At 50.5% G+C, this 26,095-nt stretch carries 22 protein-coding genes; 14 read left to right on the top strand and 8 right to left on the bottom strand.

Annotated features, from left to right (window positions below):
* Positions 1 to 2 precede the first annotated feature (2 nt).
* The 4 genes from VHA_RS17090 to VHA_RS17075 all read left to right on the top strand — a co-directional run bounded on the left by VHA_RS17090 (position 3) and on the right by VHA_RS17075 (position 3,124).
* Entirely contained in the window at positions 3 to 557 is a 555-nt protein-coding gene (locus VHA_RS17090; RefSeq protein ID WP_005506618.1) for a DsbE family thiol:disulfide interchange protein, read from the top strand.
* Positions 557 to 1,048: a cytochrome c-type biogenesis protein gene (locus VHA_RS17085; RefSeq protein WP_005506615.1), complete on the top strand. Its 492-nt coding sequence runs from the start codon at positions 557 to 559 to the stop codon at positions 1,046 to 1,048. Before VHA_RS17090 ends, VHA_RS17085 begins: the two co-directional genes overlap by 1 nt.
* Positions 1,045 to 2,259, top strand: coding sequence for a c-type cytochrome biogenesis protein CcmI (gene ccmI / locus VHA_RS17080; protein WP_005506613.1), 1,215 nt, complete (start codon positions 1,045 to 1,047; stop codon positions 2,257 to 2,259). The genes VHA_RS17085 and ccmI overlap by 4 nt, the downstream gene beginning before the upstream one ends.
* 79 nt (positions 2,260 to 2,338) lie before the next feature.
* Positions 2,339 to 3,124 carry an MlaA family lipoprotein gene (locus tag VHA_RS17075; RefSeq protein ID WP_005506611.1) on the top strand — a complete coding sequence of 262 codons (786 nt, stop codon included), beginning with the start codon at positions 2,339 to 2,341 and terminating at the stop codon, positions 3,122 to 3,124.
* A gap of 65 nt (positions 3,125 to 3,189) precedes the next feature.
* On the opposite strand, the gene VHA_RS17070 is transcribed toward VHA_RS17075, so the two are convergent.
* The 4 genes from VHA_RS17070 to VHA_RS17055 form a co-directional block, all read right to left on the bottom strand.
* A complete protein-coding gene (locus tag VHA_RS17070; protein ID WP_040529175.1) occupies positions 3,190 to 4,479 on the bottom strand; it encodes an outer membrane protein transport protein in 1,290 nt (429 codons plus the stop codon).
* 317 nt (positions 4,480 to 4,796) lie between these two features.
* The gene (locus tag VHA_RS17065; RefSeq protein WP_005506609.1) at positions 4,797 to 6,008 is read right to left on the bottom strand and encodes an outer membrane protein transport protein; all 1,212 of its coding nucleotides are present in this window, start codon (positions 6,006 to 6,008) and stop codon (positions 4,797 to 4,799) included.
* Positions 6,009 to 6,218: 210 nt separating this feature from the next.
* Positions 6,219 to 6,944, bottom strand: a complete 726-nt coding sequence (locus tag VHA_RS17060) for a DUF3379 family protein (protein WP_005506608.1) — start codon at positions 6,942 to 6,944, stop codon at positions 6,219 to 6,221.
* Positions 6,937 to 7,506, bottom strand: a complete 570-nt coding sequence (locus VHA_RS17055; RefSeq protein WP_040529173.1) for a sigma-70 family RNA polymerase sigma factor — start codon at positions 7,504 to 7,506, stop codon at positions 6,937 to 6,939. Before VHA_RS17055 ends, VHA_RS17060 begins: the two co-directional genes overlap by 8 nt.
* A gap of 783 nt (positions 7,507 to 8,289) precedes the next feature.
* Between VHA_RS17055 and fadI the strand changes: the two genes are divergently transcribed.
* On the top strand, positions 8,290 to 9,600 hold the full coding sequence (gene fadI / locus VHA_RS17050) for an acetyl-CoA C-acyltransferase FadI (RefSeq protein ID WP_005506605.1): 1,311 nt from the start codon (positions 8,290 to 8,292) through the stop codon (positions 9,598 to 9,600).
* Entirely contained in the window at positions 9,600 to 11,720 is a 2,121-nt protein-coding gene (gene fadJ, locus VHA_RS17045; RefSeq protein WP_005506603.1) for a fatty acid oxidation complex subunit alpha FadJ, read from the top strand. Before fadI ends, fadJ begins: the two co-directional genes overlap by 1 nt.
* A gap of 95 nt (positions 11,721 to 11,815) precedes the next feature.
* Here fadJ and VHA_RS17040 read toward each other — a convergent pair whose 3' ends face one another.
* Positions 11,816 to 14,593 carry an insulinase family protein gene (locus VHA_RS17040; RefSeq protein WP_040529171.1) on the bottom strand — a complete coding sequence of 926 codons (2,778 nt, stop codon included), beginning with the start codon at positions 14,591 to 14,593 and terminating at the stop codon, positions 11,816 to 11,818.
* A gap of 185 nt (positions 14,594 to 14,778) precedes the next feature.
* Between VHA_RS17040 and sixA the strand changes: the two genes are divergently transcribed.
* Positions 14,779 to 15,273 carry a phosphohistidine phosphatase SixA gene (sixA, locus tag VHA_RS17035; RefSeq protein ID WP_040529169.1) on the top strand — a complete coding sequence of 165 codons (495 nt, stop codon included), beginning with the start codon at positions 14,779 to 14,781 and terminating at the stop codon, positions 15,271 to 15,273.
* A 72-nt stretch (positions 15,274 to 15,345) separates the two neighbouring features.
* Here sixA and smrB read toward each other — a convergent pair whose 3' ends face one another.
* A complete protein-coding gene (smrB, locus tag VHA_RS17030; RefSeq protein WP_005506582.1) occupies positions 15,346 to 15,879 on the bottom strand; it encodes an endonuclease SmrB in 534 nt (177 codons plus the stop codon).
* A gap of 109 nt (positions 15,880 to 15,988) precedes the next feature.
* Here smrB and prmB point away from each other — a divergent pair, with 109 nt between their 5' ends.
* Together prmB and aroC are read left to right on the top strand one after the other, a co-directional pair.
* Positions 15,989 to 16,921, top strand: a complete 933-nt coding sequence (prmB, locus tag VHA_RS17025) for a 50S ribosomal protein L3 N(5)-glutamine methyltransferase (protein WP_005506581.1) — start codon at positions 15,989 to 15,991, stop codon at positions 16,919 to 16,921.
* Between the two features lie 219 nt (positions 16,922 to 17,140).
* The gene (gene aroC / locus VHA_RS17020; RefSeq protein WP_005506579.1) at positions 17,141 to 18,226 is read left to right on the top strand and encodes a chorismate synthase; all 1,086 of its coding nucleotides are present in this window, start codon (positions 17,141 to 17,143) and stop codon (positions 18,224 to 18,226) included.
* 246 nt (positions 18,227 to 18,472) lie between these two features.
* Here the strand turns inward: aroC and VHA_RS17015 are convergent, their stop codons facing one another.
* The gene (locus VHA_RS17015; RefSeq protein ID WP_005506577.1) at positions 18,473 to 19,132 is read right to left on the bottom strand and encodes a trimeric intracellular cation channel family protein; all 660 of its coding nucleotides are present in this window, start codon (positions 19,130 to 19,132) and stop codon (positions 18,473 to 18,475) included.
* Between the two features lie 223 nt (positions 19,133 to 19,355).
* Here VHA_RS17015 and VHA_RS17010 point away from each other — a divergent pair, with 223 nt between their 5' ends.
* Together VHA_RS17010 and VHA_RS17005 are read left to right on the top strand one after the other, a co-directional pair.
* A complete protein-coding gene (locus VHA_RS17010; protein WP_005506575.1) occupies positions 19,356 to 19,889 on the top strand; it encodes an elongation factor P hydroxylase in 534 nt (177 codons plus the stop codon).
* Positions 19,889 to 20,155: a YfcL family protein gene (locus VHA_RS17005; RefSeq protein ID WP_005506573.1), complete on the top strand. Its 267-nt coding sequence runs from the start codon at positions 19,889 to 19,891 to the stop codon at positions 20,153 to 20,155. The genes VHA_RS17010 and VHA_RS17005 overlap by 1 nt, the downstream gene beginning before the upstream one ends.
* 64 nt (positions 20,156 to 20,219) lie before the next feature.
* Here the strand turns inward: VHA_RS17005 and mnmC are convergent, their stop codons facing one another.
* Positions 20,220 to 22,223: a bifunctional tRNA (5-methylaminomethyl-2-thiouridine)(34)-methyltransferase MnmC2/FAD-dependent 5-carboxymethylaminomethyl-2-thiouridine(34) oxidoreductase MnmC1 gene (mnmC, locus tag VHA_RS17000; RefSeq protein WP_005506571.1), complete on the bottom strand. Its 2,004-nt coding sequence runs from the start codon at positions 22,221 to 22,223 to the stop codon at positions 20,220 to 20,222.
* 199 nt (positions 22,224 to 22,422) lie between these two features.
* Between mnmC and fabB the strand changes: the two genes are divergently transcribed.
* From fabB to VHA_RS16985, 3 genes are all read left to right on the top strand, one after another.
* Entirely contained in the window at positions 22,423 to 23,634 is a 1,212-nt protein-coding gene (gene fabB / locus VHA_RS16995) for a beta-ketoacyl-ACP synthase I (protein ID WP_005506569.1), read from the top strand.
* Positions 23,635 to 23,815: 181 nt separating this feature from the next.
* Positions 23,816 to 24,955 (top strand): 4-phosphoerythronate dehydrogenase, encoded by a 1,140-nt coding sequence (locus VHA_RS16990; protein ID WP_005506567.1) that lies wholly within the window; start codon positions 23,816 to 23,818, stop codon positions 24,953 to 24,955.
* A 2-nt stretch (positions 24,956 to 24,957) separates the two neighbouring features.
* Positions 24,958 to 25,983, top strand: coding sequence for an aspartate-semialdehyde dehydrogenase (locus tag VHA_RS16985; RefSeq protein ID WP_005506564.1), 1,026 nt, complete (start codon positions 24,958 to 24,960; stop codon positions 25,981 to 25,983).
* Positions 25,984 to 26,095 lie beyond the last annotated feature (112 nt).

The following is a 26,095-nucleotide window of genomic DNA, read 5'->3' as shown; positions in this document are numbered from 1 at the left end:
AGGTGAAGAAACCTTTACTCTTTATTCCGTTTGCACTGTTTATGTTGCTGGTGGCGGTCTTCTTTGTGCAGTTAGGTAAAAACGCAGAGGGTGACGACCCTACCAAACTTGAATCTGTTCTTGTCGGTAAACCTGTGCCGGCGTTTCGTCTTGAAGATCTGGCCGAGGCTGGGAAACTATACGATCAGGATATTTTCCATGGCGAGCCCTTACTGCTGAATGTGTGGGCGACCTGGTGTCCAACCTGTTATGCCGAGCATACTTACCTGAACAAGCTGGCTGCCGAAGGTGTCAAAATCATTGGCCTTAACTATAAGGATGATCGCGTGAAAGCGATTGGCTGGTTGAACAGTCTGGGGAATCCATACCTCGTCAGCTTGTTCGATGGTGATGGCCTATTGGGACTGGATTTGGGGGTGTATGGCGCACCGGAAACGTTCCTTATCGATGCTGACGGGATCATCCGTTACCGTCATGTGGGTGACGTGAATGAGCGTAACTGGAACGATACCCTACGTCCTATGTATGAAGCGCTGGTAGCGGAGGCAAAAGGCTGATGAAACGGTTTTTATTGGCAATCCTGCTGGCTGCGGGCGCGGCATTTTCCGTGTCTGCGGCGATCGAAATCTATGAGTTTGACACACCGGAGCAAGAAGAGGCGTTTAAAAAACTCGGCAAAGAGTTGCGTTGCCCTAAGTGTCAGAATAACAACATTGCGGATTCCAACTCCGGGTTGGCACAAGATCTTCGCCTGAAGGTGTATGAAATGCTCAAACAGGGAAAAAACGAAGACGAAATTGTTGATTACATGGTGGCGCGTTACGGTAACTTTGTGACTTATAATCCGCCGTTGACGGCCTCTACATTTATTTTGTGGGCGGGACCCGCCCTGTTTGTGATCGTAGGTTTTACTGTTCTGGTCATGCGTAGCCGAAAACCCAAGGCAAAAACAACTAACGCAGAACTTGGCCGTGAAGAGCTGGCGCGTCTGGATGCTCTGCTCAATGAAGGTGCTGCGCAAAACAATAATAAGGATAACAACGGATGACTGAAATGTGGTTCTGGCTAATTACCGCCTTAATGATACTCGTCTCTGTTGGCCTGTTTGTGTGGCCGATTTATCGCGGCAAAGATCAGGATGAAACAGCAAGCCGTGACGAGCTGAACAAGGCGTTTTTCCGTGATCGTATGGCCGAACTGAATGAAGAGGCGGAAGAAGGGCTGGTAGAAAACCAGAGCGAACTGGCGCTGGAATTGAAACAATCCTTACTTGACGATATTCCTGTCAGCGAAAAAAACATGTCGCAACATAAAGTGCCCCTGATAGTGCTGGTGCCGGGTATCCTTATCTTGATTGTTATGAGCTATGGCCTTTATAGCACCATGGGTAACTATCGCGAAGTGGTGTCCTGGCAAGAGACTGCATCACGTTTGCCTGAGCTTTCTAAGCGTTTGATGTCGGAATCCGACGAGCCAATGACCGATCAGGAAATGGCCGATCTAACGTTGTCGTTACGCACTAGGCTCCAGCAAACCCCAGACGACGCAATGGGGTGGCTGCTACTCGGTCGCATTGGCTTGGCAAACCGTGACATACAAACGGCGGAAGGGGCGATGGCGAAAGCATACAACCTGATGCCTGACGATAGCGATGTTAAGGTCGGCTACGCCCAGTCACTGATATTGTCTGGTGATGAACAAAGCGGCAATGTTGCGCGTAATTTGCTGCGTGAGGTGATCAAACAGGATCACAGTAACCTTCAGGCGTTTTCACTGCTGGCGTTTGATGCGTTCGAACGCGGCGCCTACGACGAAGCGATTGGTGCTTGGTCGACGATGAAACAGTTACTGCCTGCTGATGATCCGCGGATCTCCATGCTGGAACGCAGTATCCAGCGTGCTGAAGCACAAATGGGTATTGGCAAGGGTGGATCTGTGACTGTGACTATTTCGCTTGATGAGCAAGTCCAACTACCAAGTGAAGGCGTATTGATTGTTTCTGTTCATTCTGCGGATGGTGCACCAATGCCAGTTGCTGCCAAACGCCTGCCACTCAGCCGTTTTCCGGTTAAGGTAGAGCTAACAGACACAGACAGTATGATCCCGGAACGTTTGCTTTCTTCTTTGCCAGAAGTTATGGTCAAAGCGCGTATCGATAACGACGGGAATGTCATGACACGTGATGGCGAGTGGTTTGGGGAAACCTCGCCATTTGAGCTGGGGGGTAGTGCTCAGTTAGTGATTAACCAAAAGTCATAACTGTTTTATACTGTCAAAAAGAATGATAAAGGGCTGGTGTAAACCGGCCTCTTTTTTACCTAAGGGGCAAAAAGTAACAATGTGGAAACAACTTATCCTGGCAGTTGGCGCGCTGGTATTTGTCAGTGGTTGTGCCCAATCGCCCGCAGAGTCTCACGCTGATGCAGAAACGAATGAGACGTTTGATGTCTCTCATCCCAGTGATCCTTTTGAGGGTTTTAACCGCGTAATGTGGACAGTGAACTACGATTATCTTGATCCTTACATTGCCAAGCCCGTGTCACTGGCCTACGTCAATTATGTGCCAGAATGGACCCGAACGGGTATTTCCAACTTTTTAGGTAACCTTGAAGAGCCAGCCAGTATGGTCAACAGTATCGTAATGTTGGATGGGGAGGCTGCGCTTACCCATTTCAACCGCTTCTGGCTAAACACTGTCTTTGGTCTTGGTGGCCTTATTGATATCGCCTCTGCCGCAAATATCCAGAAATTGGGTGATCGCCAGTTTGGGGATGCCATGGGATACTACGATATTGGTCAGGGACCTTACTTTATGTTTCCTGTCTATGGCCCCATCACGTTACGGGAAGGGGCGGGCGATGTCGTTGATGGCTTGTATCCCCCTTTGTCATTGTTAACATTTCCACAATCTGTGCTCAAGTGGTTGTTTGAAGGTATGGAGGACAGGGCGGCATTGGTGCAGCAGGAAAGTTTGCTAAACAGCTCGCCGGACCCTTACGCTTTTGCCCGTGATGCCTATTTACAGAATAAAGCGTTTAAGGCAAGGGGCGGCGTCTCTGATGAGATTGAGCTCGATGATCAATACCTGAACGATGATCTGTTAGATGAAGTTGATGATTATTGACAGGGTTTAACCAAAGAATGCCACTCACAGGAGTGGCATTTTTGTGTTTACTGTTTACAGAAGGCTTAGAAGCGGTAAGTTGCCTGCACACCTGCCAGCCAGACATTGCCAGATGTTTGGCCTTCAAAAGCACCGCCGAACAATACAGAGCCCAGATCTGAGCTGATACCTCTGCGCGGTTCTTTCACATCAGCATCTTTGGCAAAAATGTAAGTAACGCCAGCATCCAGCGTCAGGTTATCAGAGTAGTTGTAACCTGCACCCAGGCTTAACCACAGGCGATCCGTTTCTGGAATCGTAATGGTACGGTTTACATCATTCACTGCGGAGGTGTCATAAGCCACACCTGAACGCAATTGTGTCTTGGTATTCAGCTGATAGGTTGCGCCGATAGCAAAGCGGTAGTTATCTTCCCAGTTTTCCTGTTTAACCGGTTGGTTGGGCTGGGAAAGAGACGGGATATTGGCTTCCAGTTTTTCGAAAGTGCTCCAATCGGTCCAGTTGATGCTGGCATGCACAGCCACTTTATCGGTGAGTTGGTGGAAGCTTGCCATTTCTGCGGTTGCAGGCAGTGTAAGCTCCATGCTTCCTGGAAGCTGGGCCGATGTAGAACCAAATGCCAAACCTGTCGCATAGCCATCCAGCTTTAGATCGACGTTTGAGCGGTAGTTAAAGCCAATGCGGTTACGGTCATTAATTTGCCAGACTGCACCTGCCTGCCAACCCCATGCTGTGTCATCACCCTCCATATATTTGAGAGCAGTTCCTGCGGGGGCTACCTGACCACCAGAACTTTTCGCACCAATGCTGCCTTCACCCAACACATAACGAACACCGACACCTATTGAGAACTGGTCGTTAATGTTGTAAGCGATATTTGGATTGATTTCGACAGTGGTTACAGAAGCTTCGTTACCAAACTGGGTGCCTTTAAAGTTGTCATCCAGCTTGGTATTCATACCAAAGTTAGAGCTTAGCGCCAGGCCCAGGTAAATCTTGTCATTCAGCTGGTGGGACAGATAGAGGTTTGGAATAAACGCGGCGTCAGCAAAATTTTCTGAGGATGTCGCTGTTTGGGTTCCAGTTAGGCTTGTCGTTGTTCCTTCAACATCAATATTTGGGTCAACATAGATCATTCCAGTAGAAATCTGTGTGCCGTCCAGATAAGTCAGCATCGCCGGGTTGCGGAATTGTGCTGATGCGTTGTCTGCCATTGCTGCTTCACCGGCATAAGCGCGGCCTAGGCCGGTTGCCGAATATTCTGCCAACTGGAAGCCCGCAGCCATTATAGGTGTGGAAGACAGTGAGCCAAGTGCTGCAGCAATCGCCAGCGGTAGAAATTTATTCTTATTCATTAGAGTTTTTACTTAATTTATAGGTCGCTACAGGGTACTTCCCCCACTCTAATATGCAATTTTGACGGAAGGTTTTGTGTGTTTTTGGGGATATATTTTGTTTATTTTTCTTGTTGTAGTTATAAATTCTATTTTTAATTGAATGGAAACAGGTGTACGCTGAGTTTCGGCGAACACGTGTTTGTTTTTCTTGCCAATCAAGCGCACTAATGTACGCTGAAATGTACTGTTATCAATGGAATATTTCCTGATTTTTACAAATTTGGGCGAACAAAAAGGGGAGCAATTGCTCCCCTTACATTCGGTATAAATTCAGATTAGAACTTGTAACTGTACTGGATACCGTATAACCAGGCATTTGCACGAGTGGTTGCACTGATGCTGGTGATCCCATTTGACTCTTTTACCTGAATATCTTCGCCCATCAGGTAAGTGACGCCCAGATCGATACTTGCTTTTTTGCTCCAGTTGTAGGTCAGGCCTGCAGATAACCACTGGCGATCAGAATCAGGCACTGAAATGGATTTTTTGCTATCTTGCGCACTGGTGTCATACATATAACCCGCACGCAGTGCCCAATCTTCGTTAACGGTGTAGGTACCACCGAGAGAATAGTGCCAACCGTCTTGCCAGTGATACTCATTTAGCACGGTACCGTTGGTGGTTGTTAACGTGTCAAACGTTTTCCATTCAATCCACTGCACGGAGTAATGAACAGCAAATTTATTGTTCAACTGATGGAAACCGGAGAACTCGGCAATGTCTGGTAGGCGCATCACCAGATCACCGCTCATGTCTTGCAAGCCCGCCATATAAACCATGTTGCCACTTGCTTTGATATCGGGGCTGTGACGATAACTCAGGCCAAAACGATTGTTATCATTCAGCTCATAAACGACGCCTGCATTCCAGCCGAAACCTTCACCCTCTGCGTCAACGTTTAGAAGCGCACTACCCATGCCTAAGCCCGAACGTTTTAATTTGCCTGAGCCTGTGATGAAGTCGATACCTGCACCAATGCTGAATTGGTCGTTAATACGATAGGCACCACTCAAACCGACATTAACGGTTTTCAGATCTGTCAGGCCGCCGAATTCATTGGCTGCGTATGTGTTGCCAAATTCAGTCTTAGTGCCAAAGTTGGAGTAAATGCCAGCACCGACTGAGAATTTATCGTTGATAGGGTGGGCATAGAACAGGTTTGGCACATACGAGATGTCCCCGATTTGCTCTTCATTGAGCGCAGAGTTTCCCAAAGGAGTTGAGTAAGTTGTGTCTTTAACAACCACATCGGTGTCGATGGCAATGACGCCCAAAGAGAGTTCAGGGGAATCAAACAGTGCCATTGCCGCGGGGTTACGTGCCATGACTGATGCGTTATCGGCAATCACGGCATCACCGGCAAATGCTCGGCCAAGACCGGTGGCCGATTGACCATTGAGTTGGAAGCCAGCAGCCAGTGCTGACGTGGAGCTTACTGCAACAGCCATGGCTACTGCTGAACGAATAAACAGACGCTTCTTATTCATAATATGAATTAATCCAGTGAGATTTATAATTTTTCTGGTTTTTTATGCTTATAAAAAAGGTGCGCGGATTCTATTGTGAAGGTACTGGATTGGAAATCTGACCAGTTATAAGACAGTGTATTGTAATCGAAATAGCAGTGCGTAGGTGTCTGTTATTTTAGGAAAAAGAAAGGAGAGCACCTTACTCTCCTCTAATTGTAATAGTTTGTATCAGGCTTTCTGGTTCAGGTGTAATTTGAGTTGCTTAGCGACAGGTATGATGTCTGAGCCTTCTTTGCCTACCACAATCACACTGCTGTTATTTGCAGCGGGCATAGATACTGCTTCCATGTTGCCGTCACTGTAGCTTTCTATCGCTGGGGATTTTTGAGGCACAACGAAGACGGTGAAATTCTCTCCTTTATTGTCTTTGATCACCATATGAACGGCATGGTTATTGGCAAAACTGCAGTGATTGATGTAAGAGACTTCCCCAGGTAATTTACCGTTGAAAGACTGACCGAGTGGTGCAAGCTTGGCATTCACTTGTGTGAGGCTGGCCCCTTCATACACGCCGCTGATGAAGCTTTCTTCGTGGTAGTAGTGTGCTAACGCAATTTGTCCCAACTTGGTTTGTCCCGGTGAGACAGGCAGTGCTTGCCAGTTAAACTGGCCCAGCATGATGCCAAACGCAAAAGCCACAGAAGCAGCAATAGCCAAGTGAAAACGAGGCTGACGAGCCTCTCTTGTGACATCACTGCTTTGCTTGAACAACACTTTATCAACCAGATCATCCGGTACTTCAACGCGAAGAGTTTGATCGAGCAATGCATCCAGTTGATCCAGTTCTGAAGCCAGCTTTTGATTGGCAGGTGAGGCGGATCTTGCTGATAACAATTCTGGGTCTTTGTCTTGGGGATCGGCCAGAATGCGGCGACGGAATTCGAGCTCATCCATTTAGCGCACCTCTCTGACTTGGTGTTTGATTATCCATAGACTCTTTCAATTGGTTTCTTGCCCTGAATAAGCGCGTCATGACGGTATTTTTATTGAGATCCAGAATTTCTGCGATTTCTTCACCGCTGAATCCAGCGACAACTTGTAATACCAATGGCTCGCGATATTCGGGGGCCAAACGCAAGATCTGTTTATGAAGCCACTGCTGCTCTATCGACGCTTCTTCACTGGGGCGAGCATTGTCGGCAACCTGATGGTCGTCAATATCGACCAATTCAAGTTGTTTACGCTCAAACCGACGTGCGTTTTCCCGCCGAAGAATCGTAATCAGCCAGGCTTTAGCGGCATTGTCATCCTGAAGGCTATCAAGCGAGCGCCATGCACGTAGGCAGGTTTCCTGCACCAAATCTTCCGCCACATGTTGGTCTTTCGTCAACCAATAAGCGTAGCGATAGAGATCCCTGTGCCAGGCTCTCACGAGCGCTTCGTATCGTCTCTGTTTTTCCATATCACTAGAGACCTGGGACTCGGACTTTTTATTTCCAAAAAAATGTAAAACCATTTTATCGTCCTAAATTTATTGGCTTAGGCGCAGACGCCAGCTCTGGGTGACGATGGTACTGAAAAAAGCGCAAAGTCATATAGTAATAATTATACCCAAACCCCCTGAAGATGCAGGATTCAGATCGTGTGCCATCCGGTCAATATTTACCATCTGGCTACGAGTGTCCGTAGTTTTACAAAACAAAATGACAAATAAGGATTACTGATGAGTTGTTTTTCTCGATATTGAGCCCTGTGTAAAAAGTGAATTTATGCGCATGGTTGTTTAGTGATGCCTTACTGCAGCGTATTTCTATTCATTATTTTGATAACTCATTCAAAGATCGTGGGTAATCAAACAAAAAATTGATCTGCTTCAACATCACTTGTTGAGGTGTCGGTATAGTAGGCGTTGTCATCTGGTGACGTGTTACAGGCTTCGTTGGTTTACCGAACTTGTTTCGTGGCACCGTGTTGAGCAAGATGACAAACTTCCTTTTTGAAGGCTGACTTTACTTTCTCCTCAGGTCGATGACCTGATTTGCAATTGGCTTTACGTTAATTGATTTAACACGTGATTGCTTTCCACATACGTTACCACACTCATTGAGTGTGGTTTTTTTTGTTTTTTACTCTCAGTTATCCGCCCGCAAAGTGCATCTTTCATCGAGCCCTTATTTCCAAAAATGTCGCTACGATCTATGTTTGTTGAACGGAATTAATTAAAACGCACGTTTTAATTCGATAACAAATTGGTTACACTCTTTCTGGTCTGACCTCTAATTATTACCAAGGAGCGGCAATGAACTCTCCCCAGAACCTGACAACGCGTCAGGGTGAACGTATCGCTGTGGTGGCGGGATTACGTACCCCGTTTGCACGACAATCGACCGCTTATGCCGGTGTACCGGCTGTTGATCTCGGCAAAATGGTTGTTAGCGAAATGCTAAATCGTACTGACATCGATCCCAAACTTATTGACCAACTGGTGTTTGGACAGGTTGTCCAAATGCCAGAAGCGCCTAATATTGCCCGAGAAATTGTGTTAGGCACCGGCATGAATGTTCATACGGATGCCTACAGCGTTAGCCGCGCGTGTGCGACCAGCTTTCAGTCTGTGGTCAATGTTACTGAAAGCATCATGGCTGGTGCGGTGGATATTGGGATAGCCGGTGGGGCAGACTCTTCTTCTGTGCTGCCTATCGGTGTGTCAAAGAAAATGGCCGCAACGTTGTTGGCACTCAGTAAAGCCAAAACCATGGGCCAGCGCTTAAAACTCCTGAGCAAACTCTCCCTTAAAGATCTGACACCGGTGCCTCCCGCTGTGGCGGAATATTCAACCGGCCTTAGCATGGGGCAAACCGCTGAGCAGATGGCGAAAAGCCATGGCATCACCCGTGAGGAGCAAGATGCGCTGGCGCATCGCTCCCACACTTTAGCGGCAAAAGCCTGGGCTGATGGCCTGGTGCGTGATGAAGTGATGACGGCATTCCCTGAACCGTATCGTCAGTGGATTGATAAAGACAATAACGTCCGTGAAGATTCGACCATTGAGGGTTATGCGAAACTGCGTCCGGCGTTTGACCGTAAACATGGTTCCGTCACCGCTGCAAACAGTACGCCGCTGACCGATGGTGCCGCCGCTGTGATGCTGATGCGTGAAGGTCGGGCAAAAGAACTGGGTTTAACCCCGCTGGGTTACATCCGCTCTTACGCATTTTCGGCAATCCAGGTTGAGCACGATATGTTGATGGGCCCGTCTTACGCCACACCGATTGCGTTGGATCGCGCTGGTATTTCGCTGGCTGATCTCACCCTGATTGATATGCATGAAGCATTTGCGGCGCAGACATTGGCAAACGTGAAAATGTTTGCGTCAAAGACCTTTGCCGAACAGAAACTGGGTCGTAGCCAGCCGATTGGTGACATCGATATGGACAAGTTCAACGTGCTGGGTGGGTCGATTGCCTATGGTCACCCTTTTGCTGCAACCGGTGCGCGCATGATCACCCAGACCCTGAATGAGCTTCGCCGCCGTGGCGGTGGTTTAGCATTGAATACAGCCTGTGCAGCGGGAGGCTTGGGTGCAGCGATGATTTTGGAGACGGAATAATGACGGAACAAACAACCTCAACAAACGGTGCGTTTTCGCTGCGCTATGGCAACGACGGTGTTGCCTGGCTGAGCATTGATGTACCTGGCGAGAGTATGAACACGCTGCAAGCAACGTTCGTTGATGAAGTCAGTGCCATTCTGAGCGAGCTTGAAAACAAGGGTGACATTAAAGGTCTGGTACTTTACTCCGCCAAGCCGGATAACTTTGTGGCTGGCGCGGATGTCCGTATGCTGGATGCCTGCAAGACAGCCGAAGATGCACAGGCCATTGCCGAACAGGGCCAGCAGCTGTTTTCCCGGATTGAAAAGCTGCCTTTCCATGTGGTCGCTGCGATTCATGGCCCTTGTCTGGGCGGTGGCCTTGAGCTTGCGTTGGCATGCCACAGCCGGGTTGCCACAGACGATGACAAAACCCGTCTGGGGTTGCCGGAAGTACAGTTAGGCCTGCTGCCTGGCTCTGGCGGAACACAGCGTTTGCCACGACTAATAGGTGTGGCAGGTGCGCTTGATATGATCCTGACCGGCAAACAGCTTCGAGCCAAGAAAGCGAAGAAAATGGGGGTAGTCGACGATGTTGTGCCGCCGTCTGTTTTGCTTCGTGTCGCTGAAGAGCTGGCATTAAAAGGCAAGCCAAAGCGCAAAGGGACCTGGCAGGACTGGGCGATGGGCGGCAACGCACTGGGTCGTTCCGTGGTGTTTGAGCAGGCCGCCAAGAAAACCCGTGAGAAAACCCGCGGCAATTACCCGGCAACTGAAGCCATTCTTGATGTGATCAAGTACGGCTTGGACAAAGGCATTGAGAAAGGGCTGGCGCTGGAGGCCAAGTGCTTCGGTGAGCTGGTGATGTCGCCAGAATCTGCTGCGCTTCGTAGTATTTTCTTCGCCACCACAGCGATGAAAAAAGAAACCGGTGCAGATGCTGAGCCGCGCCTGGTGACAGGGGTGACCGTGCTGGGTGGTGGTCTCATGGGCGCGGGCATTGCCAATGTGACGGCGACGAAAGCGAATATTCCAGTGCGTATCAAAGATGTCGGCAATGATGGCATTCTCAATGCGAAGGCTTATAGCTATAACCTGCTGGATAAGAAGCGCAAACGCCGCATTATCTCCAAAGCGGAAATGCAAAAGATGATGGACCGCATCAGTGGTACGACGGATTATTCCGGCATGAGCCGCAACAATGTGGTCATCGAAGCGGTGTTTGAAGATCTGAAGCTGAAGCACCAGATGGTTGCTGAAGTAGAAGAAAACCTGAGTGAAGACACCCTTTTTGCCACCAATACGTCTTCGCTGCCCATCCATCAAATCGCGCAAGGGGCGAAACGTCCTGAAAATATCGTCGGCCTTCATTATTTCTCGCCCGTAGACAAAATGCCGTTGGTGGAAGTGATCCCCCATGCGGATACGTCAGAAGAAACGGTTGCGACCGTGGTGAAGCTTGCCAAGAAACAAGGCAAAACCCCGATCGTGGTGGCCGACAAAGCTGGCTTTTATGTCAACCGTATTCTTGCGCCTTATATGAACGAAGCGGCGATGACCTTGCTTTCCGGTGAATCGGTTGAGCATATTGACAATGCCCTGCTGGATTTTGGTTTCCCGGTGGGTCCTGTGACCTTGCTGGATGAAGTGGGCATTGATATCGGTGCCAAAATCAGCCCAATCCTGCTTAATGAACTGGGTGAGCGTTTCCGTGCGCCGGATGTATTCGATGTGATGCTCAACGATGGCCGCAAAGGGCGTAAGAGCGGTAAAGGTTTCTTCGTCTACAAGGGCAAGAAGAAAGAAGTAGACAAGCGTGTTTATACCCTGCTGGGTGTGGAGCTGAAAAGCCAGCTGTCTTCCCATGAACTGGCGCTTCGCTGTGTGCTGATGATGCTGAATGAAGCGGCACGATGTCTGGACGAAGGTGTGGTGAAGTCGGCGCGTGATGGTGATATTGGTGCGGTCTTTGGTATTGGCTTCCCGCCATTTCTCGGTGGACCTTTCCGTTATATGGATCATATCGGTATCCCACGCTTGGTGGAGATGCTGGCGCAGCATGAAGCCAAATATGGCGAGCGTTTCGCGCCCTGTGAGTTGCTCAAGGTTATGGCAGGTGAAGGAAAAACATTCCACTAGCGATAGCGCTTACGTCCGAAAAAACGATCCCCAGACATACAATCTGGGGATTTTTAATGCTTTTTCCTGAAAGCGGCAATGGGGACAGGTTCTACTCAGCTGATCCGTTCAAGGCGGTTGCGGCGAAAGGCGGTAATGGACGAGATCTCTTTCAGTCCCTCTGGGCCACACTGGTTGGGGTGAGCACTGCCACAACTGTGCATGACCAAGCGATCAGAGGTTCTCGGCTTTAGTTGCTCCACGACAAATTTCACCATATCAGCCCGCGCCATGTTGCGGATTGCTGCCGCTACTTGCTGTCGTTGGGTGAATTCACTGTCTTTGTTACTGATGCTGACCCACAAACGCTGTGCCCGGGCGCGTAGGTTGGCGTCAGGCTCTTCGATCTGGGCTATCAGGCCCTGCTTGCTGGCCTGCCACTGAGATTCATTCAGTTCCAGCAATACCAGAAAGAACGCATTGAGAAAATCATCAATGGCTTCCATCAATTTGGTTGGTCCTGCCAACGGGGACTGCACATAGAAAATCAGCCCGGGGTGGCGGTTAAGTGGCATATTGCCGGAGCCGACCATATAACCCAGTTGCTGCTTGGTGCGAAGCTCATTAAAGAAAATGGCTGACATTAAGTGTTGTGCAAACGTAAATAGGGCCACATCCTTCGGCGCAGTACCATGGCTCTGGTAGTAAATCAGCACTGCGGAATCCTGACTGTCGCACGTTAAGTGATACGACGCACTACCCGCACCTTTGAGCAGTACCAGAGGGCGAATAGACTCCTGATAACGCTGGTCATGGACGTGCAGAGCATCTTTGATGGTTTTTCCAAGTGCCAGGGTTTGGTGCTTTTGCCAATTGCCGTAAACAAACATCTCAACGTGCAGTTCAGACATTACGCGGTGAACAAAGTCTGGTAGTTCAGAAACCTGTAGCGGTTCCAAGGCTTCAATCAGGGCTTCATACGGCGGATTATTAGGTTGTAAAATCCCCGTCATGGCGTTGTACAAGCGGTTAATCGGCTTATTTTGAGTGGCGTTTTTCCAGCCACGGAGCAACTGGGTTTTTATGACATCGAAACGTTCCGGTTTGAATTCGCGGTTGGCAAATTTCTCCAGCACCAAATCCATCAGTAGCGGCAGTTTTTCGTTAAAGCCGCTGAGCGTTAACGTCACGCCGCCCTGGTGGGCATATAGGTTGTAGTTGAGTCCTGCAACTTCTGCGGGGTAAGCGGTCTCGTTGATGGACTCCATCAACATTTCGACGCTGACACGTGTCTTCACAAGGTTTTCGATCGATTCCACAGCATGCGGGCTGTCTATCGCAACGTAAACGACCCCTTTGGGTACCCGAAACTCGGTATCTTGGAGGTGCCAGAGCCTGAATCCAGGCAACTCCTGGACCATTTCCGGTAAGGTACTATCGGGGGCTTCCAGCTCTGCTGGGTCAAGTTCGTAACTGATGAAGGGATTTGGCTCTGGCAGTGCCAGGGTCGGGGAAATATGGGGTGCCCGCCATTTTTCAAGCTGGGCCGAGGTAAAGGGGTTGACACTGTACGGCGTGTCATACCAGTTCGCGGTACGGTCATGCTTGCCGCCTTTGGCAATCAGGGTCAGGCGAAGGTTCTCTGGTGTCAGGTACCCCAGCATCTGGCGGATCAGCGTCTCGTCATAGCTTTCCATCATGTAATCGCCATACAACACATCATCATCCTGATAGTGCTGCATATTGAGCACCAGATGACTCACGGTATCGATAGGGCGTGAAGGTTCCTGGTAGCGGAATGCCATTTCCTGCACTGCGCGTTTTTCCGCATAGCGCCATTCATCCATCCCGTGCTCGCGGATAAGGTGTATCGCCTGAAAGATGTAGGTGACGATATCGTCAATCTTACTGAGACCTACTTCGGTTAGGCTGACACTGACAGTAAATTCGCGGAAGTTCGAACCGCTAATCCCACCACCGGCGGAGAGGTTGTTGATAAGTCCCTTATTTTTCAACAGCGACATCACGCTGCCAGCCCCCTCATACCCCAACAAGTGGGCAATATAGGAAAGGGGTTTGATTTTGTAATGTTCGTCGGTCGCTGGCAGGGAAAATGCCAGTGTCAGTTTGCGTACATCTTTTAGCGGCTCAATGCTGACAAAATGCTGTGTCTGCGCTTTATCGACAAAGGGGACATCAGGGACAAAAGGGGCCAGATCATGATTAGGTATCGCGCTGAACACCTGTTCGGCGAGTGTTTGCAATTGATCCAGCAAATACGGGCCGGTAATGGCGGCGTTCATCAGGTTCGCACTGTAATTGGCCTTATAGAAAGCAATTAATTCATCACGGATCAGGCTCCCATCACGGTCAGCCAGCGTATCGAGGCTACCGACGGAAAATTTAGAGAAAGGGTGTGCTGGGTTGATGGTCTCTTTTTGAACCTGATAAATGCGGCGGACATCATCCTGAAGCTTCAGGCGATATTCTGAATCCACTGCATTACGCTCTTTATCTACGGCTTCTGCGTTGAACAGGGGAGCTGAGAAAAATTGGCCAAATCTGTCCAGTGCTTCTTCGAAATGTGATGACTGGATGTCAAAGAAAAACGTGGTGTTCTCGGTACCGGTCCAGGCGTTGTTGTGGCCCCCGTGTCTGCTGATAAAGGATTGAAACTCACCGACAACCGGATATTTTTCTGTCCCCAGAAACAGCATATGTTCAAGGAAATGCGCAAGACCTTCCCGCTCTTCGGGATCGTTGAAGTGGCCGACATTTACGGTCAGTGCGGCAGCACTGCGGGTCGCCTGTGCGTCTTCTACCAAAAGGACCCTCAGTTTGTTCGCCAGAGTGATGAGTCGGTAGCTACGATGATCGTTGGGACTGATTTGCACAAGGCACCTTTATGCGTAGGATCTGTTGACCACCGAAGGTTAACAGACCCTAGTGGCAAGTAGTAGCAAGGTCTTAATTATGACCACCTAAGTAAATTGAGGCAAACATCTGTGCGGTCTGTCGTTCCAGAACGGAGACTTGGCTGGTAGCATATCCAAGAATAATCAAAATCAGCTGTTGTGATATGCGAATTTATATTATGCGCCACGGTGAAGCGCACACTTTTGCCGCCAGTGATGAAGAACGCCCTCTGACTGAACGCGGTGAACTGCAATCTGTCGATATAGCGCGCTGGTTAGCACAGGCACTGCCAGACGGAAAACTGGATTTGGTGCTGGTTAGCCCATACCTGCGCGCCCAGCAGACCTGGCAGGCATGTGAAACAGTGCTGCCACCGGCGAAGCGGGTACTGACAGAAGATGGCATCACGCCATATGGTGACAGCGAACACGTGGCTTCCTATCTTCGTGCCCTCGTGTCGGTGGACGCTCCCTCTTCGATTCTGGTGGTTTCACATTTACCGTTGGTTGGCTACCTCACCGCAGAATTTGACGCGGATATGCAACCGCCGATGTTTCCGACATCCTCGGTCTCCTGCATTGACTATGATGCAGCAACCGGAAAGGGCGAAGTGCTTTGGATGAAAAGTCCGTCACAGCTGATGGGATGTGCGTCCTGACAGACAGGAAATGCATTCAGTTTTAAACAGAAAAAACGCCCTGTTGAGCGTTTGTTCTGTTCACCATTCCGGTTACTTCTCCGGGATGTCAATTAATACCAGCAAGGCACCGTCGCCACCAAATTCCAGTGGTGCCTGATGGAAAGCCAGCACATCCGGGTGTTGGGCCAGCCACAGCGGCGTTTTCTGTTTCAGGATATGCTTACCAATACCGTGCATCACGCAGGCACAGCTAATGCTTTCTTTGATGCAGGCTGCTATCAAAGCGCCCAGTTCACGCTTGGCCTCCAGTTGTGTCATGCCATGTAAATCCAGAAACATATCCGGCACATATACACCACGGCGTAGCCTTTTCACTTCGTACTTCGAGACGTCCGAACGCGCATACTGGGTAGGCCCGTCTTCTTTCAGCAGAGGCTCAAATTCGTCAGAAAAATAGAAGGCATGGTCGCGGGCGGTCGACGCTAACTGCTTGTTGCGTCCTCGGTTTGTTGTCTGGCGTCTGGGCGGGTTTATGGTATCCTGCTGTAGTTTTTTAACGCCTTTCACCGCATCGCGGAACAATGACAAATCATCATCGTCTGGGATCGGGGATTTCTTACTCATAAGTCAATTCCAAATTTTGTTAGCTGCATTGTACTTAAAATAAGAACAATGTCTGCTCTCCTGTTGGAATTGGCCTTATCGCGCTGCGATGAGGCTACTGGAGGCCATTTTGGATAGAATTATTGTTGATGAAGTCGTCAATGAACTGCGTACACTGCAGGACATGCTACGTTGGACAGTAAGCTGTTTTAACGCTGGGGGCATTTATTATGGGCACGGTACGGATAACGCATGGGACGAAGCCGTACAACTGGTGCTGCCAACGTTATATCTGCCCATTGATGTGCCTGCGGAAACACAACATGCGCGCCTGACCACCAGCGAACGCCTGCGTATTGTCGAGCGGGTGATGCGCCGCATTAATGACCGCACTCCCGTGGCATACCTGACCAACAAAGCCTATTTCTGTGGTCTGGAATTTTATGTCGATGAGCGGGTGCTGGTGCCACGTTCACCAATTGGTGAGCTGATCCAGAACCAGTTCCGCCCTATGCTGGAGGTTGAACCAACACGCATTATGGATTTGTGCACCGGCAGTGGCTGTATCGGTATTGCGTGTGCCTATGCCTTCCCGGACGCTGAAGTGGATCTGGTGGACATTTCAAGCGATGCGCTGGAAGTGGCAGAAATGAACGTGCAGGAACATGGCCTTGAACAACAGGTTTTTCCTATCCGCTCAGACCTGTTCCGCGATCTGCCTAAAGACAAATATGACCTGATTGTCTCTAACCCGCCTTACGTGGATGAAGAAGACATGAACGCGCTGCCGGATGAATTCCGCCACGAACCGGAACTGGGGCTGGCTGCCGGCAGGGATGGCCTGAAGCTGATGCGGCGCATTATTGCCAACGCGCCGGATTACCTGACAGAGCAGGGGATCCTGATTTGTGAAGTCGGCAATTCCATGGTGCATGTGCAGGAGCAATACCCTGAGTTACCATTGACCTGGCTGGAATTTGAAAATGGCGGCCACGGCGTGTTTATGATGACCTATCAGGATTTGGTCAGCGTTGCCGGTGAATTTTCTATCTACAAAGACTAAACCCGGTATTTAACCCAGGGAAAAGGCTGAAATCACGGATTTCGGCCTTTTTTGTATTTGGAGAGCTATTTTTGCTTTATTTGTTGAAACCAGCCCAGTATTCGCGGGTGTTTCTGTCGGGACAATAAAAAAGCTTTTGCTTCTCAATCCCGGTTATGTTTCATTAAGTGCATGCTAGAGCGGCTGTTTAGCGTCAGCCGGGATGAAACAGAGGAAGTCATGGCAGGCAATTCAATAGGTCAGGTTTTTCGGGTCACCACCTTTGGTGAAAGTCATGGATTGGCGTTGGGCTGTATCGTAGACGGCTGCCCGCCGGGACTGGAAATTTCAGAAGCCGATTTACAGGTTGATCTGGACCGTCGCCGTCCGGGCACCTCAAAATACACCACACAGCGCCGCGAACCGGATCAGGTGAAATTTCTCTCAGGCGTGTTTGAAGGTAAAACCACTGGCACGTCGATTGGCCTTATCATTGAAAACACCGATCAGCGCTCGCAGGATTACTCCAAAATTGCAGATCGTTTCCGTCCGGGCCATGCCGATTATACCTACCATCAGAAATATGGGCATCGTGATTACCGTGGCGGTGGCCGCTCATCTGCGCGTGAAACGGCCATGCGCGTGGCCGCCGGTGCCATCGCGAAGAAATACCTCAAGCAAGAGTTTGGTATTGAAGTCCGCTGTTACCTCTCGCAGATGGGGGATGTCACCATCGACAACGTTGATTGGGATCAGGTCGAACAAAACCCGTTCTTCTGTCCAGATGACACTAAGCTGGACGCGCTGGATGCACTGATCCGTACCCTGAAAAAAGACGGTGACTCCATCGGCGCCAAACTGACGGTAGTGGCAAGTAATGTGCCTGTCGGATTGGGAGAACCGGTTTTTGACCGCCTGGATGCGGACATTGCTTATGCCCTGATGGGGATCAACGCGGTAAAAGGGGTGGAAATTGGTGATGGTTTTGACGTGGTCAACCAACGCGGCAGTGAGCACCGTGATGAACTGACGCCGGAAGGTTTCAAATCTAACCATGCCGGTGGCATCCTTGGCGGTATTTCTTCTGGTCAGGATATCGTTGCACACCTTGCCCTGAAGCCAACTTCAAGCATCACGGTACCGGGCGAGACCATCAATGTTGATGGCGAAACGGTTGATGTGGTTACCCGTGGTCGCCATGACCCCTGTGTGGGTATCCGCGCAGTGCCGATTGCTGAAGCTATGGTCGCCATTGTGCTGATGGATCACCTGCTACGCCACCGTGCCCAAAATGCAGGGGTGCAGACCACCACACCGAAGATTTAAGAGCTTCGCGGTACTGGAGCCTAGGAAGAGCAGGAGCTGGGCCCTAGGAAAATAGATCCTAGGAAGAGCAAAGGCCAAGACATGAAGAAGGGCTGATGGTTTAGCGCCACCAGCCCCTTTTATTTTCTCTTTTCTGTACTATCGTTTCCCAGGACCCAGGACCCAGGACCCAGGACCCAGGACCCAGGACCCAGGACCCAGGACCCAGGACCCAGGACCTAAGACCTAAGACCTAAGACCTAAGACCTAAGACCCAGGACCTTCTTTTCCCAGGACACTTTGTTCTTCCGCTTCAAAACTAAACACCGGCAGGCACCAGCCAAACTTGACCGCAGACATGCGGAAGACAAAGCCTGTTACCAGCGTAGACAGGGTCGCGGTATTTTCATCGATGCCAAACTGACTGCCGTAAGTCATCAGTGCCCAGTACATGGCACCGGCAAAAAATGCCACCGACGCATACAGCTCTTTGTGTAACACCATAGGCTGGCGTGCACACAGCAAGTCACGCAACAGACCACCAAAAATACCGGTCACCAATGCAGACACCATACAAATCAGCGGTGACAGGCCCATATCCATGCCCACGCGGCAACCGATAATGCTGAAAGCAATCAGGCCAAGAGAATCGAGCCGGACGAAAAGCCGATGGTGACGGGCAACCCATGATGCCATCCAGGTTGTCAGAATGCCGGCAACACAGACAATCACCAGATAATGTGGGTTTGCTACCCAGCCCAGCGGGTAGTGACCGAGCAAAATATCACGCACGGTGCCGCCCCCGATCGCTGTGCAGGCAGAGACCAGCATCACACCAAACCAGTCCATATTTCGACGGCCAGCGGCCAGCGCACCTGTCATGGCTTCAGCGGTAATTCCAACAATGTACAAGGTCGATAACAGCATGGTATTCAGTCAGTTGCATTTAAAGTGGCGATTTAGCGCAATCATAGATGCGATTAATCTCCCAATCCAATGAAAGGTTGTGAACCCACGTATGAATTGAATTCATCAATAAGGCAGGTGAAATGACCTAAAACGGTGCTTTTTGCTGCGACATTGACCTCATAGACAGGTAAAATGCTGCCATATCCTGATTTGATGTAACTTCACGATTACAATTCACCCGATGCAACACGATTACAACGACCTGATTTCTGTTTTTAACCAAACGTTTATTGAATCTTTTAATACTGAATTATTACTCGGGGGTGATGAGCCTATCTATCTGCCCGCAGACAGTGAAAACCCGCGTCACCGAATCATTTTTGCCCGTGGTTTCTTCGCCTCTGCGCTGCATGAGGTGGCGCATTGGTGTATTGCCGGCCCGGAGCGACGGCTTCTGGAAGATTATGGCTACTGGTATCAACCTGATGGGCGGGATGAGAAAACCCAGGCTGAATTTGAAAAGGTTGAAATTAAACCTCAGGCGGTTGAATGGATTTTGTCAGCCAGTTGCGGCTATCGTTTCCGGGTGAGCTGTGACAACCTCAATGGTTCGTTTGAGCCAGACCGCGCCGCATTTACCGCAAAAGTACGGGAACAGGTACTGGTCTATCTGGAGCAGGGCATGCCGGCACGTGCCAAAACCTATTCAGATGCATTGAGAACGTTCTATAATCGACCCCCTTTGACGCCCGACGACTTCCCAGAGAGTGAGTAATGATCCAAGAATATGAAGAGAAAATCCTCGACTTGATTGATGCTATGGTAGAAACCGCGTCTGATGACGAATTGTTTGCCAGTGGCTACCTGCGTGGTCATATCTCGCTGGCGGCAGCGGATTGCGAGCAGGAAGGGATGGATGAGGTGGCGACACTGAAAGCGCGCGTTGATGAAAGCCTGAAAAGCAATGCCAATGAACTGAATCCGTCTGATCAGGTATTGGTGCGCAACTTCTGGGCATCCTTGCAGGAACAGGCAGGCTAAGCACTACAACAATACAGAAGAAGGCGCCGGGTGGCGCCTTCTTTGTTTTTGTGGAACTCAGGATTTACAGTGCTTTGCCTTTCAGCAGCTTTCTTACCCACATACGTCCAGGGTGCAGGGCATTGAGCACATCCACCGGCAGTGGCAGCGGATGACCACAAAGCTGGGATGCCAGCAGCTCACCCAGAATCGGTGCTGAGGTCAAACCGCGTGACCCCAGAGCTAGCAGGCTGTAAAGGTTAGGGTAGACCGGCACATCTTCGGCGTTGTCTTTTTTGTCACGCAAATCGCGGTAAACGTTTTTCAACGCGTCAAAGTCGCACACATCTCCGACATACGGCAGATGATCGCGGCTGGCACAGCGAATGCCCACCCGGCCAGCGCCATGGTTGGTATCAATCTCTTTTGGCCATTGGGCAGGAATACAGTCCACCAGACGCTGCTTGTTATCTGCCTGATCGGCCATACGAAAATCCATCGACACATCGTTTCGGCTGTAGCTCGCACCAATACAGTGGGTATCGTTTTTCGGATTGGCAGGTGTGAGGTAACCGTCATAACAGAGGACGGTTTTCAGCGCCTTCAGTGTCGGCGTGGTGTTGATATGAGAAACCTGCCCACGGACCGGATACGCCGGAATCGGCGCGGTCTGCGCAAACTGGGTAAATTTGTGGCCGTTGGCAATCACCACAGTATCGTGGGTAAATGTCCCCTGATTGGATATCAAGGCCCAGATCTCTCCCTGACGCTTGATATCAGTGACTTCGGTATTGTAGTTGCAGGTCAGCAGTCCGGTTTTTTCCGCGTTGGTAATCAGCCCTTGAGTTAATTGCTGCGGACACAGCCACCCGCCAAGGGGGTAAGTTACTCCACTGTGCCCGGTTTCTATGCCGGTCAGTGCTTCGGCTTCTTCTTGGGTCACGCCGTGGATCAGGGGCTCCGGGAAACCGCCGGTCAGCATCTTCGCCAGCTTATCGGCACTTTTTTCATCCCAGCCCAGTTGGGTCACACCGCAAAGGTCATGATCAAAAACGACAGCTTCCGCGGCCTGTTCAATAAACTGGCGGGAAAACAGGAATGCGGGGGCGAAAAAGCGTGAAAGGGCATCGTTGCTGCCGTTTAACAGCGGGTATACCGCACCCTGACGGTTGCCCGATGCGGCGAGCCCCGGTTTGTTATGCTCGCAGTAAAGTGTCACAGCCTTACCACGACGAACCAGTGCCAGTGCCAGCGTCGCACTCGCCACGCCACCGCCGATAATGGCGATGTTGTTGTTGCTTTGTGGCGCTGTCCGTTTGTACCACGGGGCTTGCTGGTTAGGCTGGTGGCGTTTGACTACCGTGCCGATAATCATGTCGCGCTTGGTGCCGTAGCCTTTGGTTTTCTTCATCTCAAAGCCGGCATCAATCAGGCCTCGACGGACAAAACCTGCGGCCGTGAACGTGGCAACGGTACAGTCCTGTTTCGCCAGTCGTGCCATGCCATCGAACAGCGTCTGGCTCCACATCTCCGGGTTTTTGCTTGGCGCAAAGCCATCCAGGAACCAGCAATCCACAATACCGTCATCGGATGTCCATACTTGCGGCATACAATCTTTGATGTCGCCAAACCACAGGTCGAGGGTGATCATGCCGTCGGCCAGTACCAGACGGTGGCAACCCGGCACGGCCGCTGGGTAGTGTTTGCGAAGCGCGTCGGCAAACTCCGCCAGTTCTGGCCATGCCGCGTGGGCTTTTTCCAGATCGGCTACCGACACCGGAAATTTTTCGAAACTGATGAAGTGCAGCTGGCTCACCTGTGCATCAGGGTTTTCCTGTCGGAACCTGGCGAACCATTGCCAGACAGCCAGAAAGTTAAGGCCAGTACCAAACCCGGTTTCGGCAATCACGAAGCGGTCGCGGGCAAAATCATGCCAGCGTTCCGGCAACCGGTTTTGTTGCAAGAACACATAACGTGTTTCTTCCAGCCCGTTGGTATTGGAAAAATAGACGTCGTCAAAGTTGTCTGAGACCGGCGTACCGGCGTCATTCCAGTGAATTTGGGCATGTTCAATACGGGGTTGGGTCACAGGCCTTACCTTAATAAAAACGGTGTTTGCACATAGAGCGCGGATTCTATCGCCAATCCAACAGAATATACAGAACAGGCAGCGTGTCTGTGTCAGTATGGGAAAAGTTTCAGCGTACAACTGTACACTAGGAAAGCTGACCACTTTAGCGGATCAAAACCGCTATCATCGGTGCGAACTCGAATTGTAGGAACAAAAGATGAAACGAGCCGTAATTACAGGTATGGGAATTGTTTCCAGCATCGGTAACAACGTTAAAGAAGTGCTGGAGTCATTAAAGACGGGTAAATCAGGGATTAGCTTTTCCCAACAGTTCGCAGACATGAAGCTTCGCAGTAATGTCTGGGGTGATTTAAAGCTCAATCCTGCTGATCACATTGATCGTAAAAAGTTTCGTTTTATGGGTGATGCCGCAGGCTTCGCTTATCTGTCCATGGAGCAGGCGATTGAAGATGCCGGCCTGACAGAAGATATGGTCTCAAATGACCGCACCGGTCTGGTTGCCGGCTCTGGCGGTGCCTCCTCCATCAATCAGGTCGCGGCGGTTGATACGCTGCGTGAAAAAGGCGTGAAGCGTGTTGGCCCTTACATGGTGCCACGTACGATGTCTTCAACCGTTTCAGCCTGTCTGGCAACACCGTTCAAAATCCGCGGTGTGAACTACACCATGAGCTCTGCCTGTGCGACCTCTGCACACTGTATCGGCCACGCAGTGGAACTTATCCAACTGGGTAAACAGGATATTGTCTTCGCAGGTGGCGGTGAAGAGCTGGATTGGTCACTGACCATGATGTTTGATGCCATGGGCGCATTGTCGACCAAATATAACGACAATCCTGAAAAAGCCTCCCGCACCTATGACGCAGACCGCGATGGTTTCGTTATCTCTGGTGGCGGCGGCATGATGGTGATTGAAGAGCTGGAACATGCACTGGCACGTGGCGCGAAAATCTACGGTGAAATCGTCGGTTATGGCGCGACGTCTGATGGCTATGACATGGTTGCGCCGTCCGGTGAAGGTGCCATCCGTTGTATGAAGATGGCGATGCAACACGTTGATAGTGTTGACTATATCAATACCCATGGTACTTCAACGCCCGTCGGTGATGTGAAAGAGTTGGGTGCGATTCAGGAAGTGTTCGGTAACAACAGCCCAGCCATTTCAGCGACTAAAGCCATGACTGGCCATGCGTTGGGTGCGGCAGGTGTTCACGAAGCGATTTATTCCACCATCATGCTGGATAACAATTTCGTCGCACCGAGCATCAACATCGAAAATCTGGACCCGGCTGCGGAAGGGTTGGATATCGTGACCGAAACCCGTGAGACAGAGCTGAAAACAGTGATGTCCAACAGCTTTGGTTTCGGTGGCACCAACGCCACGCTGGTGATCAAAAAATACGAGGGGTAAGCGCCAACAGCTCCCAGAATTTTCCGGGACGTTTAACAGACGCAGGTATATATCGTTGAGAGCCGATTTATATCTTTCAGATCCTGGATTTTGCCCGGTCAATTGACCGGGTTTTTTCGTTTTATCTGACGCTGAAAAGCGTCACAATAGCGTCAATGGAACATATGTAGGGTACACGCCGTTGAACATTCTGATTGATGAAAACATGCCATATGCTGCTGAGCTATTCGGCAAGCTGGGCAAAGTAACTGCCAAGGCAGGACGCACAATGACTGCCGACGATCTGGTTGACGTTGATGCATTGATGATCCGCTCTGTTACTAAGGTTGATGAAGTACTGCTGGCGAAAGCGAACAAGCTTAAGTTTGTCGGCACCGCAACCGCAGGCACTGACCATGTTGATGTCGATTTACTGGCAAGCAAGGGCATTTTCTTCACCGCCGCGCCGGGCTGCAACAAAGTCGGCGTCGCCGAATACGTGATCAGTGCACTGCTGGTGTTGAGCCAGCAGCAGGGCTTTTCAATCACTGAGCGGAAAGTGGGTATTGTTGGCGCAGGTCAGGTTGGCAGCTACCTGTCGAAATGCCTTTCTGCGCTGAACATCACCCACCTGTTGTGTGACCCGCTGAAAGAGGCAGAAGGTGACGTCCGCGAATTTCACTCCCTGCAAACACTCATCGACGAGTGTGATGTGCTGACCTTCCATACCCCGCTGACCAAAACCGGAGAGCACCCGACTTATCATCTGGTAGGTGATGCTGAACTGAAAGCCATGAAGCCCGGCACCATACTGATCAATGCCGCCCGTGGGCCAGTGGTGAGCAATGATGCCCTGAAAGAGGCGCTGAAAACACAAGCGCTGACTGCGGTGCTGGATGTGTTTGAGTTTGAACCGGAAGTCGATCTGGAGCTGCTGCCACTGCTGGCATTTGCCACCCCGCATGTTGCAGGCTACGGGCTGGAAGGCAAAGCGCGTGGCACCACCATGATTTACAACAGCTACTGTGAATTCCTGGGTATCCAGGAAGAAAAAGTCGAAGCGGCTTCCTTGCTGCCGGTTGCACCAATTCCGAAGGTATCACTCAGCAAACCCTGGGATGAAAGCGACCTGATGGCGCTGTGCCAGCTGATTTATGACATCCGCCGCGATGACGCTGAGTTTCGTCGTGCCATGGCGGATGTTGAACATCAACGCGCAAGCTTTGACCGCTTGCGAAAGAATTACTGGGACAGACGTGAGTACAGTGCAATTACAGTAGCGGGCGAGGCCGGGTTTGGGTTAGAGTCGCTCGCTCATTTAGGTTTTACCGTAGAGGAATAATCATGACACAAGAATTCGATGTGGCTTATGACGTCGCTGTTTTAGGTGCCACAGGCGCGGTCGGGCGCACTATTATCGAGGTGTTGGAAGAGCGTAAATTCCCTGTGCGCAACCTTCACTTGCTGGCGAGTGAGCGCAGTGCCGGTGAAACCATTCGATTTAACGGAAAGAGTGTCCGCGTTAAAGACGTGGAAGACTTTGACTGGAGCCAGGTGCAAATCGCCCTGTTTTCCGCCGGTGCAGAATTGTCAGACCGCTGGGCACCCATTGCTGCAGATGAAGGCGTGATTGTGATTGATAACACCTCACGCTTCCGCTACGACTATGATGTGCCGCTGGTGGTGCCGGAAGTTAACCCGGAAGCGATTGCCGATTTTCGTAACCGTAACATCATTGCCAACCCGAACTGTTCGACCATCCAGATGCTGGTGGCGCTGAAACCTATCTATGACGCTGTGGGTATTGAGCGTATCAACGTGTGTACCTACCAGTCAGTTTCCGGCTCAGGTAAAAAAGGTATTGATGAACTGGCAGGCCAGACGGTGAAACTGCTGAACAGCCAGGAAGCGGAGCCTAACACCTACAAAAAGCAGATCGCATTCAACTGTCTGCCGCACATCGATGAGTTTATGGATAACGGCTACACCAAAGAAGAGATGAAAATGGTGTGGGAAACCCAGAAAATCCTGGGTGATGACTCAGTGGCGGTCAACCCAACCTGTGTGCGCGTACCGGTGTTTTATGGCCATGCAGAAGCGGTTCATATTGAGTGCCAGCAACCACTGGACGCGACAGAGGCGATGGATCTGCTGTCCCGAGCGGAAGGGGTCGAAGTCTACTACGGTGAAGACTACCCAACCCAGGTCAAAGAGGCGACTGGCAAAGATCATGTGATGGTGGGTCGGGTGCGCAATGATATCAGCCATCCAAATGGCCTCAACATGTGGGTGGTCGCGGACAACGTGCGCAAAGGGGCGGCAACCAACTCAGTACAAATAGCGGAACTGCTTATCCGCGATTACCTGTAATCCTTCTCTTCTTACCAAAGGTCAACAGACCCCTGGCTTGTGAACTAAAACAACCGGCAGCAGTGATTTGTTGCCGGTTGTTTGATCACAAAACACAGTTTTATCTTCCCAC

The organism is Grimontia hollisae CIP 101886 (assembly GCF_000176515.1).
GTDB classification, from domain to species: domain Bacteria; phylum Pseudomonadota; class Gammaproteobacteria; order Enterobacterales; family Vibrionaceae; genus Enterovibrio; species Enterovibrio hollisae.
This window is presented reverse-complemented; position numbering and strand designations above follow the sequence as displayed.

Excerpts from the sequence above, each read along its gene's own strand:
- VHA_RS17085 (WP_005506615.1), top strand. The coding sequence starts at position 557 with ATGAAACGGTTTTTATTGGCAATCCTGCTGGCTGCGGGCGCGGCATTT.
- ccmI (WP_005506613.1), top strand. The coding sequence starts at position 1,045 with ATGACTGAAATGTGGTTCTGGCTAATTACCGCCTTAATGATACTCGTC.
- VHA_RS17075 (WP_005506611.1), top strand. The coding sequence starts at position 2,339 with ATGTGGAAACAACTTATCCTGGCAGTTGGCGCGCTGGTATTTGTCAGT.
- VHA_RS17070 (WP_040529175.1), bottom strand. The coding sequence starts at position 4,479 with ATGAATAAGAATAAATTTCTACCGCTGGCGATTGCTGCAGCACTTGGC.
- VHA_RS17065 (WP_005506609.1), bottom strand. The coding sequence starts at position 6,008 with ATGAATAAGAAGCGTCTGTTTATTCGTTCAGCAGTAGCCATGGCTGTT.
- VHA_RS17060 (WP_005506608.1), bottom strand. The coding sequence starts at position 6,944 with ATGGATGAGCTCGAATTCCGTCGCCGCATTCTGGCCGATCCCCAAGAC.
- VHA_RS17055 (WP_040529173.1), bottom strand. The coding sequence starts at position 7,506 with ATGGTTTTACATTTTTTTGGAAATAAAAAGTCCGAGTCCCAGGTCTCT.
- fadI (WP_005506605.1), top strand. The coding sequence starts at position 8,290 with ATGAACTCTCCCCAGAACCTGACAACGCGTCAGGGTGAACGTATCGCT.
- fadJ (WP_005506603.1), top strand. The coding sequence starts at position 9,600 with ATGACGGAACAAACAACCTCAACAAACGGTGCGTTTTCGCTGCGCTAT.
- sixA (WP_040529169.1), top strand. The coding sequence starts at position 14,779 with ATGCGAATTTATATTATGCGCCACGGTGAAGCGCACACTTTTGCCGCC.
- smrB (WP_005506582.1), bottom strand. The coding sequence starts at position 15,879 with ATGAGTAAGAAATCCCCGATCCCAGACGATGATGATTTGTCATTGTTC.
- aroC (WP_005506579.1), top strand. The coding sequence starts at position 17,141 with ATGGCAGGCAATTCAATAGGTCAGGTTTTTCGGGTCACCACCTTTGGT.
- VHA_RS17015 (WP_005506577.1), bottom strand. The coding sequence starts at position 19,132 with ATGCTGTTATCGACCTTGTACATTGTTGGAATTACCGCTGAAGCCATG.
- VHA_RS17010 (WP_005506575.1), top strand. The coding sequence starts at position 19,356 with ATGCAACACGATTACAACGACCTGATTTCTGTTTTTAACCAAACGTTT.
- VHA_RS17005 (WP_005506573.1), top strand. The coding sequence starts at position 19,889 with ATGATCCAAGAATATGAAGAGAAAATCCTCGACTTGATTGATGCTATG.
- fabB (WP_005506569.1), top strand. The coding sequence starts at position 22,423 with ATGAAACGAGCCGTAATTACAGGTATGGGAATTGTTTCCAGCATCGGT.
- VHA_RS16985 (WP_005506564.1), top strand. The coding sequence starts at position 24,958 with ATGACACAAGAATTCGATGTGGCTTATGACGTCGCTGTTTTAGGTGCC.